Genomic DNA, 20,049 nt, shown 5'->3' with positions numbered 1-20,049 from the left:
GTAGGTCGGGCTCTAGGAGTTCGGGGCGGGCCGGACGACGTCCTGGTAGTGGCCGAGCGAGATCGCCGCGAAGTTGTGCAGGCTGTCGGTGCCCTCGGTGAAGTAGCCGTTGTGGCCGGCCGCGCGGGCCGAGGAGATCTGCTCGGCGCCGAAGCCGCCGGCGGTCGGGTCGGCGCCGTGGCCGAGGCCGCCGACCTCCAGGTACGGGACGTTGCCGATCCAGTCGGTGGGGTTGCGGGTGGCCCAGACGTGCACACCGGTGCCCAGCTCGCTGGTGCTCTGCACGCCCATGCCGGGGCTGCCGAACACCATCAGGTCGGTGATCCCGGAGGTGTCGGAGGGCGAGGCGGCCGCGCGTGGGATCTCGGGGGCGGCGTTGCCGCAGACCACGGAGCCGTACGAGTGGCAGAGCAGGGCCGGGGGCGCGTCCGGCCGGGTGGTCTCCTTGAGCCCGGCGAGCAGCCGCTGCAGCCGGGGCGCGCCGACGTCGGCGAGCCGGGAGGTGACGGCGTCCGGGCCGAGGCCGGACGGGGTGACGTAGCCGGTCCAGGCGATCACCGCGGTGCGGGTGTTCGGCGCCTGCCGCTGCTCCTCGGTGTGCAGGGCGCGGGCCATGCCGGCCGGGGAGCGCAGCGGTTCGGGGGCCTGGTCGAAGTGGCCGAGGTCGGCGTCCGAGCCGGGGACGACGACGGAGATCCGCTCGGCGTCGGCGAGGTCGCCCCACACCTCGGTGATCAGGCCGCGGCCGCGCGGGTCGAAGGCGAGGATCTGCCGGTCGGGGCCGAGCAGGTGCTCGACGTCGTTGGCGCGGGAGACGGCCAGCTCGCGGGTGTCGGCGTCGAGCTTGTGGTCGGCGGCGCGGGCCCGGGCGCTGTCGCGTTCGGCGGCCAGCGCGATCTTGTTGGCGCGGTAGCGCAGGTCCAGCGGGGCGCCGTCGAAGTTGCCGACGACCAGCGGGTAGTCCCGGATCAGCCGGTCCAGCTCGGTGGGGGCGAGCGAGGCGAAGAACGCGGCGGCGGCGGCCGGGGTGGTGGTGGCCGGGTCGGGCAGGGTGCGGTCGAAGCTGTGGTCCTGGACCCAGGCGGCGCTGCCGGCCGGGGGTGTGGAGATCGCCAGCTGCTCGGTGGAGGCGGCCGCCTGGGCCGCCGCGGCGCCGGCGAGCACGGCACAGCCCGCGAACGCCCCGATCAGTACCCGCTTCCAGCGCCGACGGTTGCGCACCGCACCAACTCCCTTAGGGCCCGTCACCGTTTCTCGGGCGGTGCCCGGAGGTGCGATGAGACTGCCTGCTTCCCTGCGCAAGCGTAGGGTGCCCGGAGAGGTGACGCGCCCGCCCAAACTGTGGGATGGCTCACATGAACCGGCGGTGTCGTTTCAGCGTCACAGAGTGGCCCGCACGTCGAATTCGCGCACCATCCGCTTGGGCGCCGTGCGCCGCCAGGCCTCGACGACGAGGTCGCGCAGCTCCTCCGGATCGACCAGGTCCAGCTGGACGCTCACCCAGCCGTGCCGCCCGACGTACGGCGCGCTGGAGAACACCTCGGGTTCGGCGGCGAGCAGTTCGGCCTGGTCCTCGGGGGAGGCCTTGACGGTGACGGAACGGCCCCCGGGCGCGCCCATCGCGAAGATCCGGCCGCGGATCCGCAGGGTCTCGATGTCCCAGGTCGGCTCCTGTGCGGCCTCCGGTAGGGCGAGCGCCATCGCGCGGAACTCCTCGAACGTCACCATGCCCGCAGCGTAGGGCAGGGGACCGACAGCGCGCCCCCCGGTGCACGCGGGGCGCACCGGGGGGCGGGTGGGGGCGGGTGGCCCGGGCCGGGCGGTTCAGAGCAGCGAGGACCAGGCGTCGCAGGAGCGGTCGCCGGAGACCAGCCGGTCCGGGTGGCCGCTGCCGTCGGCGATCGAGATCCGGCGGTAGCTCTGGCCGGAGAAGCACCAGAACTCGCTCCGGCCGCCGACCCGCTGGCAGTCCGGGACGGGCAGGAAGCAGTCCACCCGGCTCAGGCCGTTCAGCGAGCCCCACTGGGAGAGTTCGCGGTCGGTGCGCTCGCACACGTCGGTGTGCGCGGCGCCGTCGGCCACCGAGATCAGCCGGTAGCGCTGGCGGCCGCCGGTGGTGTGGAACGCCCAGTACCAGCTCTTGCCGCCGACCCGCTGCTGGTCGGGGACGGGCAGGAAGCAGTCCATCCGGTCGACGCCGCCCAGCGAGTTCCAGGCGCCGAGGTCGCGGTCCTGGCGCTCCACGGCGCTGGTCGTGGAGCCGCCGCCGCAGGTGATCGAGACGGCCCGGTACTGCTGGCGGCCGGCGGTGCTGTGGAACACCCAGTACCAGCTCTTGCCGTCCGGGTTCTGGAGGTCGGGCATCGGCAGGACGCAGTCGACCCGCCCGACGCCCTGCAGACACGTCCAGGCCGTCAGCCCGGTGTCGCCGTCGACCACGCGGTCGGTGTGGGCGGAGCCGTCGGCCACCGAGATCCGGCGGCACCGGTCGGCGTGGAACACCCAGTACTGGCTCTGGCCGCCCCTGCGCTGCTGGTCCGGGACGGCGAGGAACTCGTCGCAGGGGTACGCCTTGCCGGAGGCGGCCTGGCCGCCGCCGCCCTGCTGGGTCTGCCCGGTGGTCTGGTTTGTCGTTTGCCCGGTGGGCTGCCCGGTGGTCTGGCCGGACCCGCCGGTGAGCCGCCCGTCGCAGAGCGCCTTCAGGGTGCTGACGGACGGCATGAAGGCGTACACCGATCCGGTGGTCCGGACGAACTGCTGGAAGCTCAGCAGGGTGTGCTTGACCGTGCCGTCCGGATCCCGGCTCTCGAAGTCGACGTCCGGGGCCTCCTGGGTGACCGGGTCCTTGCCGGGCACCGGGTTGCGCTTGGGCGGGAAGTCCGGCTGGTCCATCCAGTCGGCCTGGATGAACTCGAACTGCCGGGCGATGTCCGCCTGGTAGCAGATGAACAGCAGGCCGCGCGGGTCGTCGGGGCCGCCCGGGCCCTCCGAGGCCGGGTCGAACGGCGAGCCGTACGGGGTGCCGCGGCGCATGATCCGACGGCCGTCGAGGGCGTTCGGGTCGAACGGCGGGTGGCTCGGGTCCTCCTGGAGGGCGGCGCGCGGGCTGGTCTTGCGCAGGTGCGACCAGAGCGGCGTGACCAGGCCCTCCAGGTCGTCCCGGAAGTCGAAGTCGTTGTCGTTGGAGGAGGTCGGGTCGTTCGGGGTGTCCCGGTCCTGGTGCTTGCAGACCGGGGCGCCGGAGCGCCAGCGGCCGACCATCCGGGCGGCCAGCCACTCGGTGGTGGCGTTGTCCGGGACGGCCTTGGCGAGTCGCAGCTCCTGGAGCTTGACCGAGACCTGCGACCACCAGCCGGGGACGTCCTGGGCGAGCCGGCGGACCACCTGGAAGGAGCCGTTGCGCGTCCAGTCCGGGTACTGGTCCTTGGGGAAGCTGAACGGGTCGTTGTCCTCGCCGCAGATGAACTCGCCGGCCGGGATGATCCGGGTGCCCCGGTGGCCCTCGACCTCGTCCGGGTTGTTCGGGTCCGGCCGGTCGAAGAAGCGCACGCCGGGCTCGCTGATGCCGTCCTTGAAGCCGAAGTGCTCCTTGCCGCGGCGGCTGCCCAGCAGGGTCTGGGCGTTCTGCTGGTAGGCGATCAGGACCCGGGCCTCGGCGGCCGCGATGCGCTGGGCCTCGATGGCCGCCTGGAGGTCCTTCTCGCTGTCCGCGGAGATCTTCAGCAGCGCGTGGACCGGCTGGTTCCTGCCGTTGCCGAACAGCCAGTTCTCCGGGGAGTTGTCGCCGCTGTCGCCGAGTGCGCCGGCCCGCTGCGCCGAGCCCTCCTTGAACGCCTCCAGGCCGCTGCCGATCGGCGGGGCCTGCGCGAACGGGTCGGTGGCGGAGAGCATCCGCATGCCCTCGTAGGTGAAGCTGACGCCCAGCCAGGTGGCGGTCAGCGACTTGGGGTCGTCGCCGCCGGAGGCGCTCCTGGCCTCGCTGAACGCCTCGTTGAACGTGGCGACCTGGCGGGTGGTGGCGATCTGCGGGACCAGCCGGCGCAGCCAGTCGCGGGCGCGCGCCGCGTCCTCGAACTTGAGGAACAGGACGCTGACGTTGTCCTTCCGGAAGCCGGCCAGGATGTCGCCCTGGATCTCGTCGCTCTGGCGCAGCCGCAGGTCGGTGGCCGTGGGGGTGCTCATGGGTGGGTCTTTCCTTCGCTGGGGGGCGGTTCGGGGATCAGGCCGAGGAGCTGAGCTGGACCCACTGCGCGACGCTGGGCACGCCCTGGTCGTTGAGCAGGAAGAGCATGTACCAGCCGGGCGGCGCGGCCTTGGCGTCCGGCGGGGCCTGGAACTCCAGCCGGTTGCCGGCCCGGCTGGTGAGCCGCAGCTCGATGTGGCGCTGGCTGGTGTTGACCGAGTGGGTCGACGTGGTCGGCGCCAGCAGGACGGCCTTGGCGGCGAGCCCCGGGGTGGTGCTGGTGACGGTGAACTTCTTGTCGTAGCCGACCGGGGTGGTCGGCGCCCGGTCCAGCTGGGGCCGGCTGCCCTGGTTCAGGTAGGCGGGCTCGTAGATCTCGATGGTGCCGTTCATGGTGACGGGCCCCGTCGTGCCGGGGATGCCGCTCACCGTGCCGTTGACGTCCGGGTTGTTGGCGAGCTGCTGGAGCTCGTCGCCGGTCACCATCACGCGCCCGTCGGGCAGGACCACGGCGTTGGAGTGGTAGCCGCGCGGGAGCCGCTGGACCGGGCCGAGCTTCCAGTTGCCCTGGTCGTCGCGCAGTTCGACCTGGCGGTACTTGAGGTCGGCGTTGGGGTTGTACGGGCCGTTGCCGTAGTCGCGGATGTCGTACGCGCCGTTGACGGTCATCAGCCGGCCGTTGGGCAGCAGGAGGGTGTCGTCCTGGGTGCGGCCGAAGGCGCGGGACTTCTCGGCGGTCCAACTGCCGTTGGAGAAGCGCAGGGTGCTCGGGTTGTCGCGGTCGCCGCCGAGGATCAGGGCGGAGTCCGGGCCGTTGACGCCGCCGGGCAGCATGACCGCGGAGCCGTAGTTGCGCGGGCGGCCGTCCGGGCGGGCGGTGAGGTCGCTGCGGGACTCGGCGACCGGGTCGAACCTCCACTGCTCGGTGGGCTGGCGGCCGAAGCCGTAGACGTTGCCGTCGTTGAGCGAGAACAGGTGCGGGTAGTCCGTGGTGAACGGGGCGTCGGCCTTGAAGCGCTCCACCGGGGTGTTCTTCGGGGTGTCGTTCTTGCCCTGGGGGACGGGGAAGCCCTTGGCGGGGAAGCGCTCGACCACCGGCGTCGGGGTGCCGTGGCCGAGTTCGGACTGGCCGGACATGATCAGCTGCCGGCCGTCGGCGCCGGTCACCACCGAGGGGTACCAGCGGCCGACCGACATGTCGGGGTTGCGGGTCCAGGTCTCGGTCCACGGGTCGAAGATCAGCGACAGCTTGGCGCCGGTGCCGCCGTTGCCGCCGAGGTTCCCGCCGAAGACGCCGAGCATGCCGTTGGGCAGGAAGGAGTGGCCGGAGCAGAAGAACGGCACCGGGCGGGGCTCGTTGAGGCCGTCCGGCATGTCGGAGACCGGCGGGGTGACCTGTTTGAAGGCGTCCTTGCCGGTGCCCTTGGCCGGGTCCCAGAGGAAGGCCCGGCCGGCGTTCTCCTTGCCGGTGGTCTGGGTGGGGGCGGGTTCCTTCTCCGGGTTGGACTCGATCCGCTCGAAGGAGAACAGCAGCACCTTGCCGGTCGGCAGCAGCGCGACGTGGTCGCCGAAGTCGGGGGAGGAGAAGTACTCCTTGAACGTGCCGAACACCGCCGGGTCGAAGCCGGCGTTGGTGCTGGCCTGGGAGGCCGTCAGCGCGTTGTACCGGTTGGTGCGGGTGGTCTGCGGGTAGTCGCCGATGCCGCGGATGGCGGCGCGGGCCCGGGCGTGCTCCTCGGCGTGCTCGGGGCCGAGCGCGGCGACCTCGTCGGCCCGCATCTCGGCCATCACCCGGGGGGAGGCGATGTGCGGGGTGAGGTCGTTCTGGCCGGGGGTGGCCGGCCCGCCGTGGGCGGTGGCCGGGCCGACGGCGGCGAGCAGGGTGCCGATGGTCACCGCGCAGACCACGGCGGTGGCCGACAGCCGGCGGCGGGCCCGGCGCCGTGGCTGCGGTGCGGACGGGGACATGGATCTCCTCGGGGAGGGGGTGGGCGGGGAGGGTGGCGAATGCGGACGGAGGGGCCGCGGGCGGGCGCGGTCCAGCGATGGTCGCCGACCGTCACAGGAGATCACAGTGCGTGGTGGTTCGCATGCGGATGCATCCCGCTGCGGACCCCTGTGACGGGCGGCCCCGGAGTGGCCGTGGATCGGTCCCGGAACGGCCGAAGGGGCGCGGACCGATCGGTCCGCGCCCCTCCGGTGCCTCACTCTCCGGCGCAGGTCACACCATGCCCAGCGCGTACGCGGCGAACAGCGCCGCACCCGCCGCGGCCAGCGCCTTCCCGGCCCGGGAGAAGGCCGTCCACGGCCCGTCGAACCGCCGGGTGAACCACCCGATCGCCACCAGCACGGCCCCGAACAGCGGAAGCAGCGCCACCCGGGCGGCCACCCAGCCGATCGAGTCCGGCGCGGTGGTCAGCCCCGGCACGGCGCCCAGGCCGGCCGCGCCGGGCACCGCCACCGCGAGCATCGCGCTCTGGTGCCAGCAGAAGATCGTCATCGCCGAGAGGTTGACCGCCACCACCGGCAGCCACAGCAGCGGACGGCGGGTCAGCAGCCGGCCCAGCCGATCCCGCAGCAGGACCGCGGCGCCGCACTGCGTCGCCGCCAGGGCCAGCACCAGCAGGGACGGCGGGTGCGAGTTGGTCCGCTCCATCCCGGGCACCCCGACCATGCTGGCCGGGTAGTGGAACGCCAGCAGCAGCGTGGCGAACAGCGCGCCGCCGCCGACCAGCAGCACCCGGGCCACCGGGCGGCCGAGCCGGCCCTGCGCCCACAGCACGCCCAGCTGGTAGCCGAACAGCCAGCCCGGCAGGATGTTCAACAGCCCGACCCAGGACGGCACCGCCTCCGCCCACGGCCCGTACCGCAGCAGGTCGACGGCGGCGACGGCGGCCACCAGGACGCCCGCCGACCAGCCGCCCAGCCGGCGCCCGGCCGCCACGCACAGCGGAGTGAGCGCGGTCAGCCCCAGGTAGACCGCGATGTACCAGAGCGGCTGCACCACCAGCGTCGCGCCGGTCCGCACGGTGTCCCCGGGGACGCCGAGCGCGGGCAGCAGCGCGATCAGCAGCGCCCAGACGGCCGTCACCCCCAGCACCGGGCGCAGCAGCCGCACCGACCGGCCGCGCAGCCAGCCCAGGTACGTCACGCCCTTGGCCCGGGCCCGCTCCAGCGACTGGACCGAGGAGTGGCCGCCGACCAGGAAGAACACCCCGAGCATCTGGAGCACCCAGCTGATCGGGGCGAGGCCGCCGAGCGAGGAGAGCGGGCTCGCGTTGTGCAGGGCGCCGTCGGCGGAGAGCGTGAAGCCGCCGAGCAGCCAGTGCCCGACCGGCACGGCAAGCAGGGCGAGGGCGCGCAGCCCGTCCAGGGCGCGGTCGCGGGTCTCGGGGGTGCGGGCGTCGACCTGGTGGGCGGCGCGGCGCAGGGCGGTCAGCGGGTGGGCCATGGCGGTGCTCCTTTCGGTGAGGCGGTCAGCGGTCGAGGCCGAGGGCGATGGCGGCGAAGGCGGTGAGCGAGGCGGTGCCGGGGGCGAAGTAGCCGGCGTGGCCCTCGGATCCGGTGGCGGGCAGCGGGCGGGCGCCGAAGCCGGGGGCGGTCGGGTCGGCGCCGTGGCCGAGGCCGAGCACCGAGACGTAGGGGACCCGGCCGATCCAGTCGGAGTCGTTGCGGGCGGTGGCCCAGAGCGGGACGCGCGGGTCGAGGGCGGCGGCCGAGCCGACGCCCATCCCGGGCGAGCCGAGGACGACCACGCCGGAGGCCTGGTCGGGCCCGGGGCGGGCCAGCCCGCAGACCACCGAGCCGTAGCTGTGGCAGAACACCGTGGCCGGGGCCTGCGGGCGGGTGGTGACGGCGAGTCCGTCGAGCAGCCGGGTGAGCCGCGCGGCCCCGGCCCGGGCCAGGTCCTCGGTGGCGGCGCCCAGGCCGATCCCGACCGGGGTGGTGTAGCCGGTCCAGGCGATCACGGCGCTCTGCCGGTCGGTGGCCCGGTAGAGCGAGCGGGCCATGCCGGCGGGGGTGCCGTACGAGCCGGGGGAGCGGTCGAAGTTCTCCAGGTCGTTGTCCGAGCCGGGGACGACGACGGCGGTGCGGCGGGCGGTGGCGAGGTCGCCGAAGACCTCGGCGACCTCGCCGCGATCGCGCGGGTCGAAGACGAGGATCCGGCGGTCGCCGTCCAGCAGGGTGCGGTAGCGCTCGGCGCGGGTGCGGGCCTGCTCGTGGTCCTGCGGGGTGAGCGCCGGGTCGGTGGCCCGGGCGAGTTCGCGGCCGAGCTCCGCGGTGAGGGCCAGCGTGTTGGCCCGGTACCGGAGTTGGACCGGGGCGCCGTCCAGGTTGCCGACCACCAGCGGGTGCCGGACGGCCAGCGCGTTCTGCTGGGTGGGCGTCAACTCGGCGAAGAACGCGGCGACTTCGGCCGGGGTGGCGGTGGCCGGGTCGGGCGGGTGGAGGCCGAGCGCGGTGTCGGCCACCCAGGCGGCGCTGCCCGGCGGCGGGCCGGTGACGGCCTGTTGGGCGTCCGTGGAGAAGCCGCCGAGACCGAGCACCGCGGCCAGCATCACCGTACTGGCCGCGATGGCTCTCTTGACCCGAAACTTCCCCATGTCCGGCCCCTCCCTGATCCGTTCGACTTCGACGGAAAGGAAGGTAGAAATGCGACGGCCCCGCGGACGTCACACCGCGGGGCCAACTCCCGGGTGCTACCGGGGTACTACTCGGGGTATCGCTCGGGGTACCACGGGGGGTGTCTCCGGACCGGAGCCGTCGGGCTGGAGCCGCCGAGGGTCACCGGACCGGCGTCACTGGCCGGGCGTCACGAGGCCGGACTCGTAGGCGAGGACGACGGCCTGGGCGCGGTCGCGCAGGTCGAGCTTGGCGAGGATGCGCCCGATGTGGGTCTTGACGGTCTGCTCGGCCAGGACCAGCCGGCCGGCTATCTCCTGGTTGGACAGGCCGCGGGCGATCAGCTCCAGCACCTCGGTCTCACGCGGGGTGAGGCCGTTGAGCCGCAGTTTGGGGTCGCGCCGCCGGGCCGGCCGGTTGCGGGCGAAGTCCTCGATCAGCCGGCGGGTCACCGAGGGGGCGAGCAGCGCCTCGCCGGCCGAGACCACCCGGACCGCGGAGATCAGGTCGGCCGGCGGGGCGTCCTTGAGCAGGAAGCCGCTGGCCCCGGCGCGCAGCGCCTCGTACACGTAGTCGTCCACGTCGAAGGTGGTCAGCATCATCACCTTGGGCCGGTGCGCGCCGGGGACGGCGGGGTCGAGCAGTCGGCGGGCGGCCTCCAGGCCGTCCATGACGGGCATGCGGACGTCCATCAGCACCAGGTCCGGGTGGGTGCGGCCGCTCACCTCCAGGGCCTGCGCGCCGTCGGCCGCGTCCCCCACCACGTCGATGTCGCTCTGGGCGTTGAGCAGGGCGGCGAAGCCGGCCCGCACCATGGCCTGGTCGTCGACGATGATCACGCGGATGGTCATGCGGGCTTCTCCCGGGGGGTTTCGAGGGGCAGGACGGCGGCGACCTTGTAGCCGCCGTCCGGCATCGGGCCGGTCTCCAGCCTGCCACCGACCAGCCGGGCGCGTTCCCGCATTCCGATCAGCCCCTGTCCGGTGCCCTCCATGGAGGCCTCCAGCGACTCGGTGTGCTGGGGCGGGGGCGTGTTCACCACGGTCAGCAGCAGGGTGGCGCCCTCGTCGACCAGGGATATCCGGGCCCGCGAGCCGGGCGCGTGGCGCACCACGTTGGCCAGCGCCTCCTGCACGATCCGGTACGCGGACAGGGCGACCGCCTTCGGCACCGCCTCGGCCAGCCCCGGATCCACCGTCAGTTCGGCCGGGACCCCGGCCCGTCCCACCGTCTCGATCAGCTGCGGCAGTTGCTCGATCCCGGGCTGCGGCACCTTCTCGGCGGCGGACTCCTCGCTGCGCAGCACGCCGAGCAGTCGGCGCATCTCGGTCAGCGACTCGCGGGCGGTGCCGGCGATGGCGGTGAACTCCTCGGTGGCCGCGGCCGGTACGCCGGTGATCCGGTACGGCGCGCTGGCCGCCTGCACGGCGATCACCGACATGTGGTGGGCGACCACGTCGTGCAGTTCCCTCGCGATCCGGGCGCGCTCCTCCAGCAGGGTGCGCCGCTCGCGTTCGGCCTCGCTGATGTGCTCCTGTTCGGCGAGCAGCCGGCGGGCCTCGGTGCGGTCCTGGACGGCCCAGCCGAGCAGCAGGGCGGCGCCGCCGAGGGCGACCAGCAGCATGGTGGTGCCGTCGTCGGCGTGCGGGAAGCCGAGCGTGGTGGTGAGGAGGGTGAGCAGGATCGTGGCGATCCAGACCGCGATCAGGGTGGCCCGGCTCTCCCGCAGCGCGAGCGCGATCAGCAGGAAGACGTACGCCAGGATCATCGGCGCCGTCCACGGCCAGGTGCCGCCGAGCTGGTGGTGCCGGGCGGTGATGGAGGCCGTGGTGACGAGGGTGGCCGCGCTGATCCACCAGGCGGCCAGCGGCCGGGTGATGGCGAGCAGCAGCGGCGCGGTCTGGGCGATGGTGAGCGCGCCGGCGATGGGCACGGCGACGCCGTAGAAGTCGACCAGGGCGACGATCCCGGTGGGGATCAGCGAGGCCTGCATGATCAGCGCGACGACGTACGGCAGTCGGCGCAGCCAGGCCCGGGGCGAGTCCCCGAGCAGCGGGGTGGACCCGCCGGTCGGGGTGGTGAGGTGGTGCCGGAGCGAGCGGAGCAGCCGGAGGGCCTGCGCGCGGACTTCGGTCGTGGTGATCGTCTTCATCGCGGGCCAGCCTAAGAGGGTGCCGACCGCCCGTCGTCGCACTGGGGTCGAACATCGGAGTGCTACCGGAGTAGGGGGTGCTACCCGGGTACTACTGCTCCCGGCACGGTTCCGGGGCCGGGAGCGGTGCCCGCGGTACTACTGCGGGCCGGTACTACTGCGGGCCGGTATTGCTGCGGGCCGGTACTACCGCGTGGCCGGTGCTACTGCGGGCCGGTGCGCCAGTGGCCGGCCAGGGCCGGGCCGAGCTGGTCGAAGTGGCGCTCGATGACGGCGACCATGCCCTCGGGCCCGGCGGGCTCCTGGTCGGGGGTCCAGGACAGGTGGGCGGCGCGCAGCACGCTGCCGAAGACGGCGGCGAGCACGGTGGGCCGCAGGTCCTCGGCCGGGTCGAGGCCCTCGCGTTCGGCGATTACCCGGACGACCACCCGTTCCTGCTCGGTGACCCGGCGCAGGTGGGTGGCGAGCAGGGTGGGGGTCTCCTCGATCATCCGCATCAGTTCGAGGGCGGTGGTGATCGAGCGGGGGCCGCTGCGGTGTTCGGCGCCGAGTTCGCGCCAGGACTGGACGATCGCGGCGCGCAGGGCCTGGAGCGGGGACTCGTGGGCCGGGCGGCGGCACAGGCACTCGATGAAGTAGTCCTCGGCGTCGGCCATCACGGCGAGCGCGACCTCGTCCTTGTTGGCGAAGTAGCGGAAGAAGGTGCGCTGGGAGACCTCGACGGCGGAGGCGATCTCGTCGACGGTGGTGCGGGCGAAGCCCTGGCCGAGGAAGAGCACGTGGGCGGCCTGGACGAGGGCGTCCCTGGTCTGCTGCTTCTTGCGCTCGCGCAGCCCTGGCAGCCGTTCGGGGGTGCCCGGGGCGGCGGTGGGGGTGGGGGTGCGAGCGGCCATGGCGGGGCCTTCCGAGCGCGTGCGGGCGGGGTGAGGAGCACAACCTTAGCGCTCTGACAAATGTCAGCCAGAGCCAGAAGTCAGTGTTTGCCGAATGTCAGTGGCTGACATAATCTGCCGGAAGTGGCGCTCGCCGACCGGGCACTCGTGGGGACGGGTGGGTCGCGGCGCCACGCCCACGTTCCGTTCTCTGCCACGCCCCCGGAGGGCCCCAGATGAGCCAGTCCGTCGTCAAGAACGCCAAGGCGGACGTCCCGCCGCAGCGCACGCCACCGGGCGGGGGAGGGCTCAAGGGGCACCCCTGGCTGACCCTGCTGACCGTCGCGGTCGGCGTGATGATGGTCGCCCTGGACGGCACGATCGTCGCCATCGCCAACCCCGTCATCCAGGCGGACCTGAAGGCCGCGCCCTCCGAGATCCAGTGGGTGACCAGCGGCTACCTGCTGGCCCTGGCGGTCTTCCTGATCACGGCCGGCAAGATCGGCGACCGGTTCGGCCACAAGAACACCTTCCTGGTCGGCGCCGTCGGCTTCGCCGCCACCTCGGCCGCGATCGGCTTCGCCGGCAACATCCAGACCGTGATCGCCTTCCGGGTGCTCCAGGGCCTGTTCGGCGCGCTGCTCCAGCCGGCCGCGCTCGGCCTGCTGCGCGGCGCCTTCCCGGCCGAGAAGCTCAACATGGCGATCGGCATCTGGGGCGGTGTGATCGGCGCCTCCACCGCGGCCGGCCCGATCGTCGGCGGCCTGCTGGTCGAGCACGTCAACTGGGAGTCGGTCTTCTTCATCAACATCCCGGTCGGCCTGATCGCGCTCGGCCTCGGCCTGTGGATCCTCAAGGACGTACGGGCCGAGAAGGCCGCCAAGTCCTTCGACCTGCCCGGGATCGCGCTGCTCTCGGTGGCGATGTTCGCGCTGGTCTTCGGCATCATCAAGGCCCCCGAGTGGGGCTGGGGCGACGCCCGCACGCTGCTGTTCCTGGGCGGCGCGGTGGTCCTGATGGTGCTCTTCGCGTTCTGGCAGGCCCGGGCGAAGGAGCCGCTGATCCCGCTCAGCCTGTTCCGTTCGGTGCCGCTGTCGGCGGGCACCCTGCTGATGGTGCTGATGGCCTTCGCGTTCTTCGGCGCGATCTTCTTCGTGACCTTCTACCTGCAGAACGTGCACGGGATGTCGCCGGTGTCCGCCGGCGTCCACCTGCTGCCGATGACCGGCATGATGATCATCGGTTCGCCGGTGGCGGGCATCGCGATCGGCAAGCTCGGCCCGCGGATCCCGATCGTGGCCGGCATGCTGATCACCACCACCGCGATGTTCGGCATGTCCACCCTGGACGCGGGCTCCGGCACCGGCGTGATGTCGCTCTGGTTCGTCCTGATGGGCCTCGGCATCAGCCCGGTCATGGTCGGCGCCACCGAGGTGATCGTCGGCAACGCCCCGCTGGAGCTGTCCGGTGTGGCCGGCGGCCTCCAGCAGGCCGCGATGCAGGTCGGCGGCAGCCTCGGCACCGCGGTGCTCGGCGCGCTGATGGCGGCCAAGGTCGGGGACGTGCTGCCCGGCAACTGGGCCAAGGCCGGCCTGCCGCCGGTCCAGGGCGCCGAGGCCGAGGGCCTCAAGCAGGCCGCGCAGCTCGGCATCGCCCCGCCGGCCCCGGCCGGCACCCCGCAGCAGGCGGTGGACGCGATGGCCGGTGCCGTGCACGACTCCTTCGTCAGCGGCATGTCGCTCGCCTTCGCGGTCGCCGCCGTGGTGGCCTTCGGCGCCGCCGTGCTCGGCCTGCTCACCCGCCGCGGCACCGTCGACGCGGGCCCGGCCGTCCACATCTGATCCCGCGCGGCCAACGACCAACGACCAGCGGCCAACGACCAGCGGCCAACGACCGACGACCAACGGCCCCGGACTCGACCGAGTCCGGGGCCGCTGCGTGCCGTCATCCGCCGCCGCGGGCGGGTGGGACTGCCCGGGTGCACCCGGGTACGCCGAAGGGCCGGACCTCCGTGCTCGGAGGCCCGGCCCTTCATGGTCTAGCGGGTGATCAGGCGTCGCCGCCGGCGGCGCCCGGGTCGGCCGCGGCCACGTCGAGCAGCTGGTAGCGGTCGATCGCGTCCTTCAGCGCGCTGCGGTCGACCTTGCCCTGCTTGGCGAGCTCGGTGAGCACCGCCAGGACGACCGACTGCGCGTCGATGTGGAAGAAGCGACGGGCCGCACCGCGGGTGTCGGCGAAGCCGAACCCGTCGGCGCCGAGCGACTGGTACTGACCGGGCACCCAGCGGGAGATCTGGTCCGGCACCGCGCGCATCCAGTCGGACACGGCGACGACCGGGCCCTCGGCACCCTGGAGCTTCTGGGTGACGTACGGCACGCGCTGCTGCTCCTCGGGGTGCAGCAGGTTGAACTCCTCGGCCTCCACCGCGTCGCGGCGCAGCTCGTTCCAGGAGGTCGCGGACCAGACGTCGGCCTTGACGTTCCATTCCTCGGCGAGGATGCGCTGGGCCTCCAGGGCCCACGGCACGGCCACGCCGGAGGCGAGGATCTGGGCCGGGATCTGGCCGGCGGTGCCCGGCGCGTACTTGTGCAGACCCTTGAGGATGCCCTCGACGTCCACGTTCTCGGGCTCGGCCGGCATCTTGATCGGCTCGTTGTAGACGGTCATGTAGTAGAACACGTCCTCGCCGTGCGGGTGCTCGGCACTGGTGCCGTACATCCGCCGCAGACCGTCCTGGACGATGTGCGCGATCTCGAAGCCGTACGCCGGGTCGTACGCGACGACGCCGGGGTTGGTCGAGGCCAGCAGCTGCGAGTGGCCGTCGGCGTGCTGGAGGCCCTCGCCGGTCAGCGTGGTGCGGCCGGCGGTGGCGCCGATCACGAAGCCGCGGGCCAGCTGGTCGGCCATCTGCCAGAACTGGTCGCCGGTGCGCTGGAACCCGAACATCGAGTAGAAGACGTACACCGGGATCAGCGGCTCGCCGTGGGTGGCGTAGGAGGAGCCGGCGGCGATCAGCGAGGCGGTGCAGCCGGCCTCGGAGATGCCGTCGTGCAGCATCTGGCCGGTCGGCGACTCCTTGTAGGCCAGCAGCAGGTCGCGGTCGACCGACTCGTAGGTCTGGCCGAGCGGGTTGTAGATCTTCGCCGACGGGAAGAGCGAGTCCATGCCGAAGGTGCGGTACTCGTCGGGCGCGATCGGCACGAAGCGGTTGCCGATGCCCTTGTCCCGCATGAGGTCCTTGAGCACCCGGACGAACGCCATGGTGGTGGCGATGGTCTGGTTGCCGGAGCCCTTCTTGACCGCCTTGTACGCGTCGTCGCCGGGCAGTTCCAGCTGACGCGGGCGCACCTTGCGGGTCGGCACGTAGCCGCCCAGCTCGCTGCGGCGGTCGTGCATGTACTGGATCTCTTCCGAGTCGCGGCCCGGGTGGTAGTAGGGCGGGTAGCCCTCGTCGAGCTGCTTGTCGGTGATCGGCAGGTGCAGCCGGTCGCGGAAGCGCTTCAGGTCCTCGACCGTCAGCTTCTTCATCTGGTGGGTGGCGTTGCGGCCCTCGAAGTTGGGGCCGAGCGTCCAGCCCTTGACCGTCTGGGCGAGGATGACCGTCGGCTGGCCCTGGTGCTCGCGGGCCGCCTTGAACGCCGCGTAGATCTTCTTGTGGTCGTGGCCGCCGCGACCCAGGTGCTGGACCTGCTGGTCGGTCATGCTCTCGACCATCTTGCGCAGGCGCAGGTCGCTGCCGAAGAAGTGCTCGCGGATGTACTGGCCGGTCTCGGTGGCGTAGGTCTGGAACTGGCCGTCCACCGTGGTGTTCAGCTTGTTGACCAGGACGCCGTCGCGGTCCTGCGCGAGCAGCGGGTCCCAGCTGCGGTCCCAGACCAGCTTGATCACGTTCCAGCCGGCGCCCCGGAACTGGGACTCCAGCTCCTGGATGATCTTGCCGTTGCCGCGGACCGGGCCGTCCAGGCGCTGCAGGTTGCAGTTGACCACGAAGGTCAGGTTGTCGAGGCCCTCGCGCGAGGCCAGCGACAGCTGGCCCAGCGACTCCGGCTCGTCCATCTCGCCGTCGCCGAGGAAGGCGTAGACCTGCGAGTCGGAGGTGTCCTTGATCCCGCGGTGCTCCAGGTAGCGGTTCATCCGGGCCTGGTAGATCGCGCCGAGCGGGCCGAGGCCCATGGACACGGTCGGGAACTCCCAGAAGTCCGGCATCAGCCGCGGGTGCGGGTAGCTGGAGAGGCCGTACGGGGCCTTCGACTTCTCCTGGCGGAACGCGTCGAGCTGCCGCTCGGACAGTCGGTCCAGCAGGAACGCGCGGGCGTAGATGCCGGGGGAGGCGTGGCCCTGGAAGAAGATCTGGTCGCCGGACTCGCCCTCGGCGTCCTTGCCGCGGAAGAAGTAGTTGAAGCCGACGTCGTACAGCGACGCGGAGGAGGCGAAGGTGGCGATGTGCCCGCCCACGCCGATGCCCGGGCGCTGCGCCCGGGAGACCATCACGGCCGCGTTCCAGCGGGTCGCGTTGAGGATCTTGCGCTCGATCTCCTCGTTGCCGGGGAAGAACGGCTCGTCCTTGGTCGCGATGGTGTTGACGTAGTCCGTGCTGCGCATCTCGGGCACGGCGACACGCTTCTCGCGGGCGCGCTCGATCAGGCGGAGCATCAGGTAGCGGGCGCGCTCGCGCCCCCGCTCGTCGATGGCCGCGTCAAGCGACTCCAGCCATTCCGCGGTCTCCTCGGGATCGAAGTCCGGGACCTGACTCGGAAGGCCGCCAATGATGATCGGGTTGCGATCGGATCCGGAAGCCACGCTGTTCCTTCACTGTCGGTCGAAACTGAGGTGTGTCGCGCCGCCTCCATCGTGCTACCGCGCTCGGAGATCCGTCATCTCTACCGATCGGTAACCGTTCCGCCTGGTGGGCGGGACGGTCTGGCGGTGCGCGGTCCGGGCGACTTCGCCCGCCCCGCACACCCCCGGGTGCTACGTACAGAGGTGGTCCGACCTGGTGTCCCGTCCGCCCGATGGCGGGCGGCCGGGGTGAGGGCCAACAGGAGACTCTACGCCCGCGCACGCGCGGACCCGAATGCCGTTCGTATCTCGGGCATCCGTACGCCCTGTGGGCCGGGACCACCCGAAGCATCCTTGTCTCATGCAGAGAAGGGCAAATCGGTGTGATTCCCGACACATCGAACGGGGTGTCCCCGCTGTGGCACGTCAACCTTTGGGGGGGATCGGGGGTCGGGTACTTGCGCGAACCGCCGCGCCCGTGTGGACTACGGCCACAGCCTCGGCATGGATGCCGGGCCGAATACTGGAGGTTATTCCCGTGAGCGCGACCGCGGACCCCGCGGACAAGTCCAACCCGGCGACCCGTCTCGGCTTCGAAGAAGGCCAGATCATCCAGGAGCTGGGGTACGACGACGACACTGACCAGGATCTCCGCGAAGGCATCGAGGAGCTCACCGGGACGGATCTCGTCGACGAGGACTACGACGACGTCGCCGACGCCGTTCTGCTGTGGCACCGCGACGACGACGGGGACCTCACCGACTCCCTCGTCGATGCCTTGGAGTACCTGGCCGAGGGCGGTCTGATCTGGCTGCTGACGCCCAAGACCGGGCGTGACGGCCACGTCGAGGCGTCCGACATCGCGGACGCGGCCCGCACCGCCGGTCTCTCCCAGACCAGCTCGATCGCGGTCGCCAAGGACTGGGCGGCCACCCGGCTCGCCACCAAGTCCACGGCCAAGCCGGGCGGCAAGCGCTGAGCGGGCTCTGAGGCCCCGCACCGGGCCCCGCTGGAGGATCCCTCCAGCGGGGCCCGATCGTTTTCCGGGGTCCGGAACCGGGGGCGGCGCCCGCCCGTGTCATCACGGAGCGTGTTCACCCGGGGTCGCGTCGGCCTCGGAGCCGGCCCGGAAACGCGTTCGCCCAGGGCGAAAGCGGTGAAGCGTGCGGGTGCCGCCCTCATCCATTCGGCGGAACGTGCCCGAACGGATGCGAGGATGGCGCTGGCCGCGCCGCCCGCGCGGCACGGTCGCGTCAGAAAGGTCACGTCCATGGCCATCGAGGTCGGCACCGAGGCTCCGGACTTCGAGCTCAACAACCAGCACGGCGAAGCGGTCCGCCTCTCCGACTTCCGGGGCGAGCGGAACGTCGTCCTGGTCTTCTACCCGTTCTCCTTCACCGGCGTCTGCACCGGCGAGCTCGGCGCCATCCAGCGGGAGCTGGCGCAGCTGCAGAACGACCGGGTCCAGGTGCTCGGCGTCTCCTGCGACTCGCAGTTCACCCAGCGCGTCTTCGCCGACCGCGAGGGCCTGGAGTTCCCGCTGCTGGCCGACTTCTGGCCGCACGGCGAGGTCGCCCGCGCCTACGGCGTCCTCGACGAGCGGAAGGGCTGCCCCGTGCGCGGCACCTTCGTGATCGACACGGCGGGCACGGTGCGCTGGAGCGTCGTCAACGACCTCCCGGACGCCCGGGACGAGCAGGAGTACCTGAAGGCCCTCGGCGCCCTCTGAGGCCCCGCGTGGAGGCCCGTGGCGGTGGCCGCGGGCCCCGTCCCGCGAACTTCGAACAGCCGCGCCGGGCCCGTTCGCACGTCCGGACGGGAACCGCGCACTACGCTCGGTCCGTTGGTCGGGTGGGGCACGTGAGCCGCTCGCCGGCCGGCGCCTCGAACCGCACCACGGGGGCACCAGGGCGTGCCTCCCGATTCTTGGAGGACAAGTGGGTGTCAGCCTGAGCAAGGGCGGCAATGTCTCGCTCACCAAGGAGGCCCCGGGGCTTTCGGCCGTGGTCGTCGGCCTGGGCTGGGACGTCCGGACCACCACCGGGACGGACTTCGACCTGGACGCCAGCGCGCTGCTCTGCAACGAGCAGGGCAAGGTCGCCTCGGACGGGAACTTCGTCTTCTTCAACAACCTGAAGAGCGCGGACGGCTCCGTCGAGCACACCGGTGACAACCGCACCGGCGAGGGCGAGGGCGACGACGAGGCGATCAAGGTCAGTCTGGTCGGCGTCCCGGCGGACGTGCAGAAGATCGTCTTCCCGGTGTCGATCTACGACGCCGAGAACCGCGGGCAGAACTTCGGCCAGGTGCGCAACGCGTTCATCCGCGTGGTGAACCAGGCCGACAACACGGAGCTGGCCCGCTACGACCTCTCCGAGGACGCCTCCACCGAGACCGCGATGGTCTTCGGCGAGCTGTACCGCAACGGCGCCGAGTGGAAGTTCCGGGCCATCGGCCAGGGCTACGCCTCCGGCCTGCGCGGCATCGCCCAGGACTTCGGCGTCAACGTCTGACCGGACGACACCGGGCGACACCGGGCGACACGACACGGGACGACACCGGGCGACACGGGACGGCGCCGGACGGCGGCCGGTCGCCCGGCGCGGGAGCCTTGTACGGGGCGGCCCCGGACCTTCAGAGGTCCGGGGCCGCCCCGGCTTCGTGCCGGCTCCGTGCGCTGCGAGGATGTGAGTTCAGGAAGTTCAGCCGGCCAAACGGGGCCGGCCCGGGCCGTGGGGGACTACACCTTGTAGGCGCGCCCCGGGAGAAGGCAAGGGAGGAAGAACAGTCATGGTGGTCACGCTCGCCAAGGGCGGGAACGTCTCGCTCACCAAGGCCGCGCCGAACCTGACGCAGGTCCAGATCGGCCTCGGCTGGTCCGCCCGTTCGACCACGGGCGCACCGTTCGACCTCGATGCGAGCGCCCTGATCTGTGGTGGCGGCCGGGTGCTCGGTGACGAGTACTTCGTCTTCTACAACAACCTCAAGAGCCCCGAGGGCTCGGTCGAGCACACCGGTGACAACCTCACCGGCGGCGAGGACGACGGCGACGACGAGGTGGTCCTGGTCAACCTGGACCTGGTGCCGGCGCAGGCGGACAAGGTGGTCTTCGCGGTGTCGATCTACGACGCCGAGGCGCGGCTGCAGAACTTCGGGCAGGTCCGCAACGCCTACATCCGGGTCGCCAACTCCCTCGACGGCCAGGAGATCGCCCGTTACGACCTGTCCGAGGACGCGTCCAGCGAGACCGCGATGATCTTCGGCGAGCTGTACCGCTATGCGGGCGAGTGGAAGTTCCGCGCGGTGGGCCAGGGCTACGCCTCCGGCCTGCGCGGCATCGCCCTCGACTTCGGCGTAAACGTACAGTAAGGGCGAAAAGGCGAAAATAAGAACAATCGCACCCAACCTACGATCATGAGAACAGAGGGCAGTGCGGGGGT

General features: G+C 72.1%; 15 protein-coding genes. 5 read left to right on the top strand and 10 right to left on the bottom strand.

The genetic code is table 11. The annotated features are described in order from the left end of the window. Positions 1-12: 12 nt before the first annotated feature. From ACFWPI_RS02860 to ACFWPI_RS02820, 9 genes are all read right to left on the bottom strand, one after another. Positions 13-1,221, bottom strand: coding sequence for an alpha/beta hydrolase (locus ACFWPI_RS02860; RefSeq protein WP_380374951.1), 1,209 nt, complete (start codon positions 1,219-1,221; stop codon positions 13-15). A gap of 159 nt (positions 1,222-1,380) precedes the next feature. After that, complete coding sequence (locus ACFWPI_RS02855; protein ID WP_063347451.1) at positions 1,381-1,728, bottom strand: MmcQ/YjbR family DNA-binding protein; 348 nt, start codon at positions 1,726-1,728, stop codon at positions 1,381-1,383. Between the two features lie 96 nt (positions 1,729-1,824). Beyond that, a complete protein-coding gene (locus ACFWPI_RS02850) occupies positions 1,825-4,182 on the bottom strand; it encodes a Dyp-type peroxidase (protein ID WP_380374949.1) in 2,358 nt (785 codons plus the stop codon). A gap of 37 nt (positions 4,183-4,219) precedes the next feature. Next, on the bottom strand, positions 4,220-6,151 hold the full coding sequence (locus ACFWPI_RS02845; protein ID WP_380374947.1) for a galactose oxidase-like domain-containing protein: 1,932 nt from the start codon (positions 6,149-6,151) through the stop codon (positions 4,220-4,222). Between the two features lie 253 nt (positions 6,152-6,404). Then, positions 6,405-7,634, bottom strand: coding sequence for an acyltransferase (locus tag ACFWPI_RS02840; RefSeq protein ID WP_063347448.1), 1,230 nt, complete (start codon positions 7,632-7,634; stop codon positions 6,405-6,407). Positions 7,635-7,659: 25 nt separating this feature from the next. After that, positions 7,660-8,787, bottom strand: coding sequence for an alpha/beta hydrolase (locus tag ACFWPI_RS02835; RefSeq protein WP_380374945.1), 1,128 nt, complete (start codon positions 8,785-8,787; stop codon positions 7,660-7,662). A 195-nt stretch (positions 8,788-8,982) separates the two neighbouring features. After that, the gene (locus ACFWPI_RS02830; protein WP_063347446.1) at positions 8,983-9,657 is read right to left on the bottom strand and encodes a response regulator transcription factor; all 675 of its coding nucleotides are present in this window, start codon (positions 9,655-9,657) and stop codon (positions 8,983-8,985) included. Continuing rightward, entirely contained in the window at positions 9,654-10,958 is a 1,305-nt protein-coding gene (locus ACFWPI_RS02825; protein ID WP_380374943.1) for a sensor histidine kinase, read from the bottom strand. The genes ACFWPI_RS02830 and ACFWPI_RS02825 overlap by 4 nt, the downstream gene beginning before the upstream one ends. A 203-nt stretch (positions 10,959-11,161) precedes the next feature. Then, a complete protein-coding gene (locus ACFWPI_RS02820) occupies positions 11,162-11,851 on the bottom strand; it encodes a TetR family transcriptional regulator (RefSeq protein ID WP_063347444.1) in 690 nt (229 codons plus the stop codon). Positions 11,852-12,066: 215 nt separating this feature from the next. Between ACFWPI_RS02820 and ACFWPI_RS02815 the strand changes: the two genes are divergently transcribed. Further along, a complete protein-coding gene (locus tag ACFWPI_RS02815) occupies positions 12,067-13,671 on the top strand; it encodes an MFS transporter (RefSeq protein WP_063347443.1) in 1,605 nt (534 codons plus the stop codon). Positions 13,672-13,879: 208 nt separating this feature from the next. On the opposite strand, the gene aceE is transcribed toward ACFWPI_RS02815, so the two are convergent. After that, positions 13,880-16,630, bottom strand: a complete 2,751-nt coding sequence (gene aceE / locus ACFWPI_RS02810; RefSeq protein WP_380374941.1) for a pyruvate dehydrogenase (acetyl-transferring), homodimeric type — start codon at positions 16,628-16,630, stop codon at positions 13,880-13,882. Positions 16,631-17,147: 517 nt separating this feature from the next. Between aceE and ACFWPI_RS02805 the strand changes: the two genes are divergently transcribed. The 4 genes from ACFWPI_RS02805 (at position 17,148) to ACFWPI_RS02790 (ending at position 19,978) form a co-directional block, all read left to right on the top strand. Continuing rightward, positions 17,148-17,588, top strand: coding sequence for a DUF3052 domain-containing protein (locus tag ACFWPI_RS02805; RefSeq protein WP_063347441.1), 441 nt, complete (start codon positions 17,148-17,150; stop codon positions 17,586-17,588). A gap of 291 nt (positions 17,589-17,879) precedes the next feature. Beyond that, entirely contained in the window at positions 17,880-18,338 is a 459-nt protein-coding gene (locus tag ACFWPI_RS02800; RefSeq protein ID WP_063351080.1) for a peroxiredoxin, read from the top strand. Between the two features lie 208 nt (positions 18,339-18,546). Beyond that, complete coding sequence (locus tag ACFWPI_RS02795) at positions 18,547-19,122, top strand: TerD family protein (protein ID WP_380374940.1); 576 nt, start codon at positions 18,547-18,549, stop codon at positions 19,120-19,122. A 277-nt stretch (positions 19,123-19,399) separates the two neighbouring features. Continuing rightward, complete coding sequence (locus tag ACFWPI_RS02790) at positions 19,400-19,978, top strand: TerD family protein (protein ID WP_063347439.1); 579 nt, start codon at positions 19,400-19,402, stop codon at positions 19,976-19,978. The last annotated feature ends 71 nt before the right edge of the window (positions 19,979-20,049 follow it).

It is taken from the genome of Kitasatospora sp. NPDC058492, assembly GCF_042720685.1.
In the GTDB taxonomy this organism is placed as follows: domain Bacteria; phylum Actinomycetota; class Actinomycetes; order Streptomycetales; family Streptomycetaceae; genus Kitasatospora.
The sequence above is the reverse complement of the archived record's forward strand: the minus strand, read 5'-3'. Positions and strand labels throughout refer to the sequence as shown.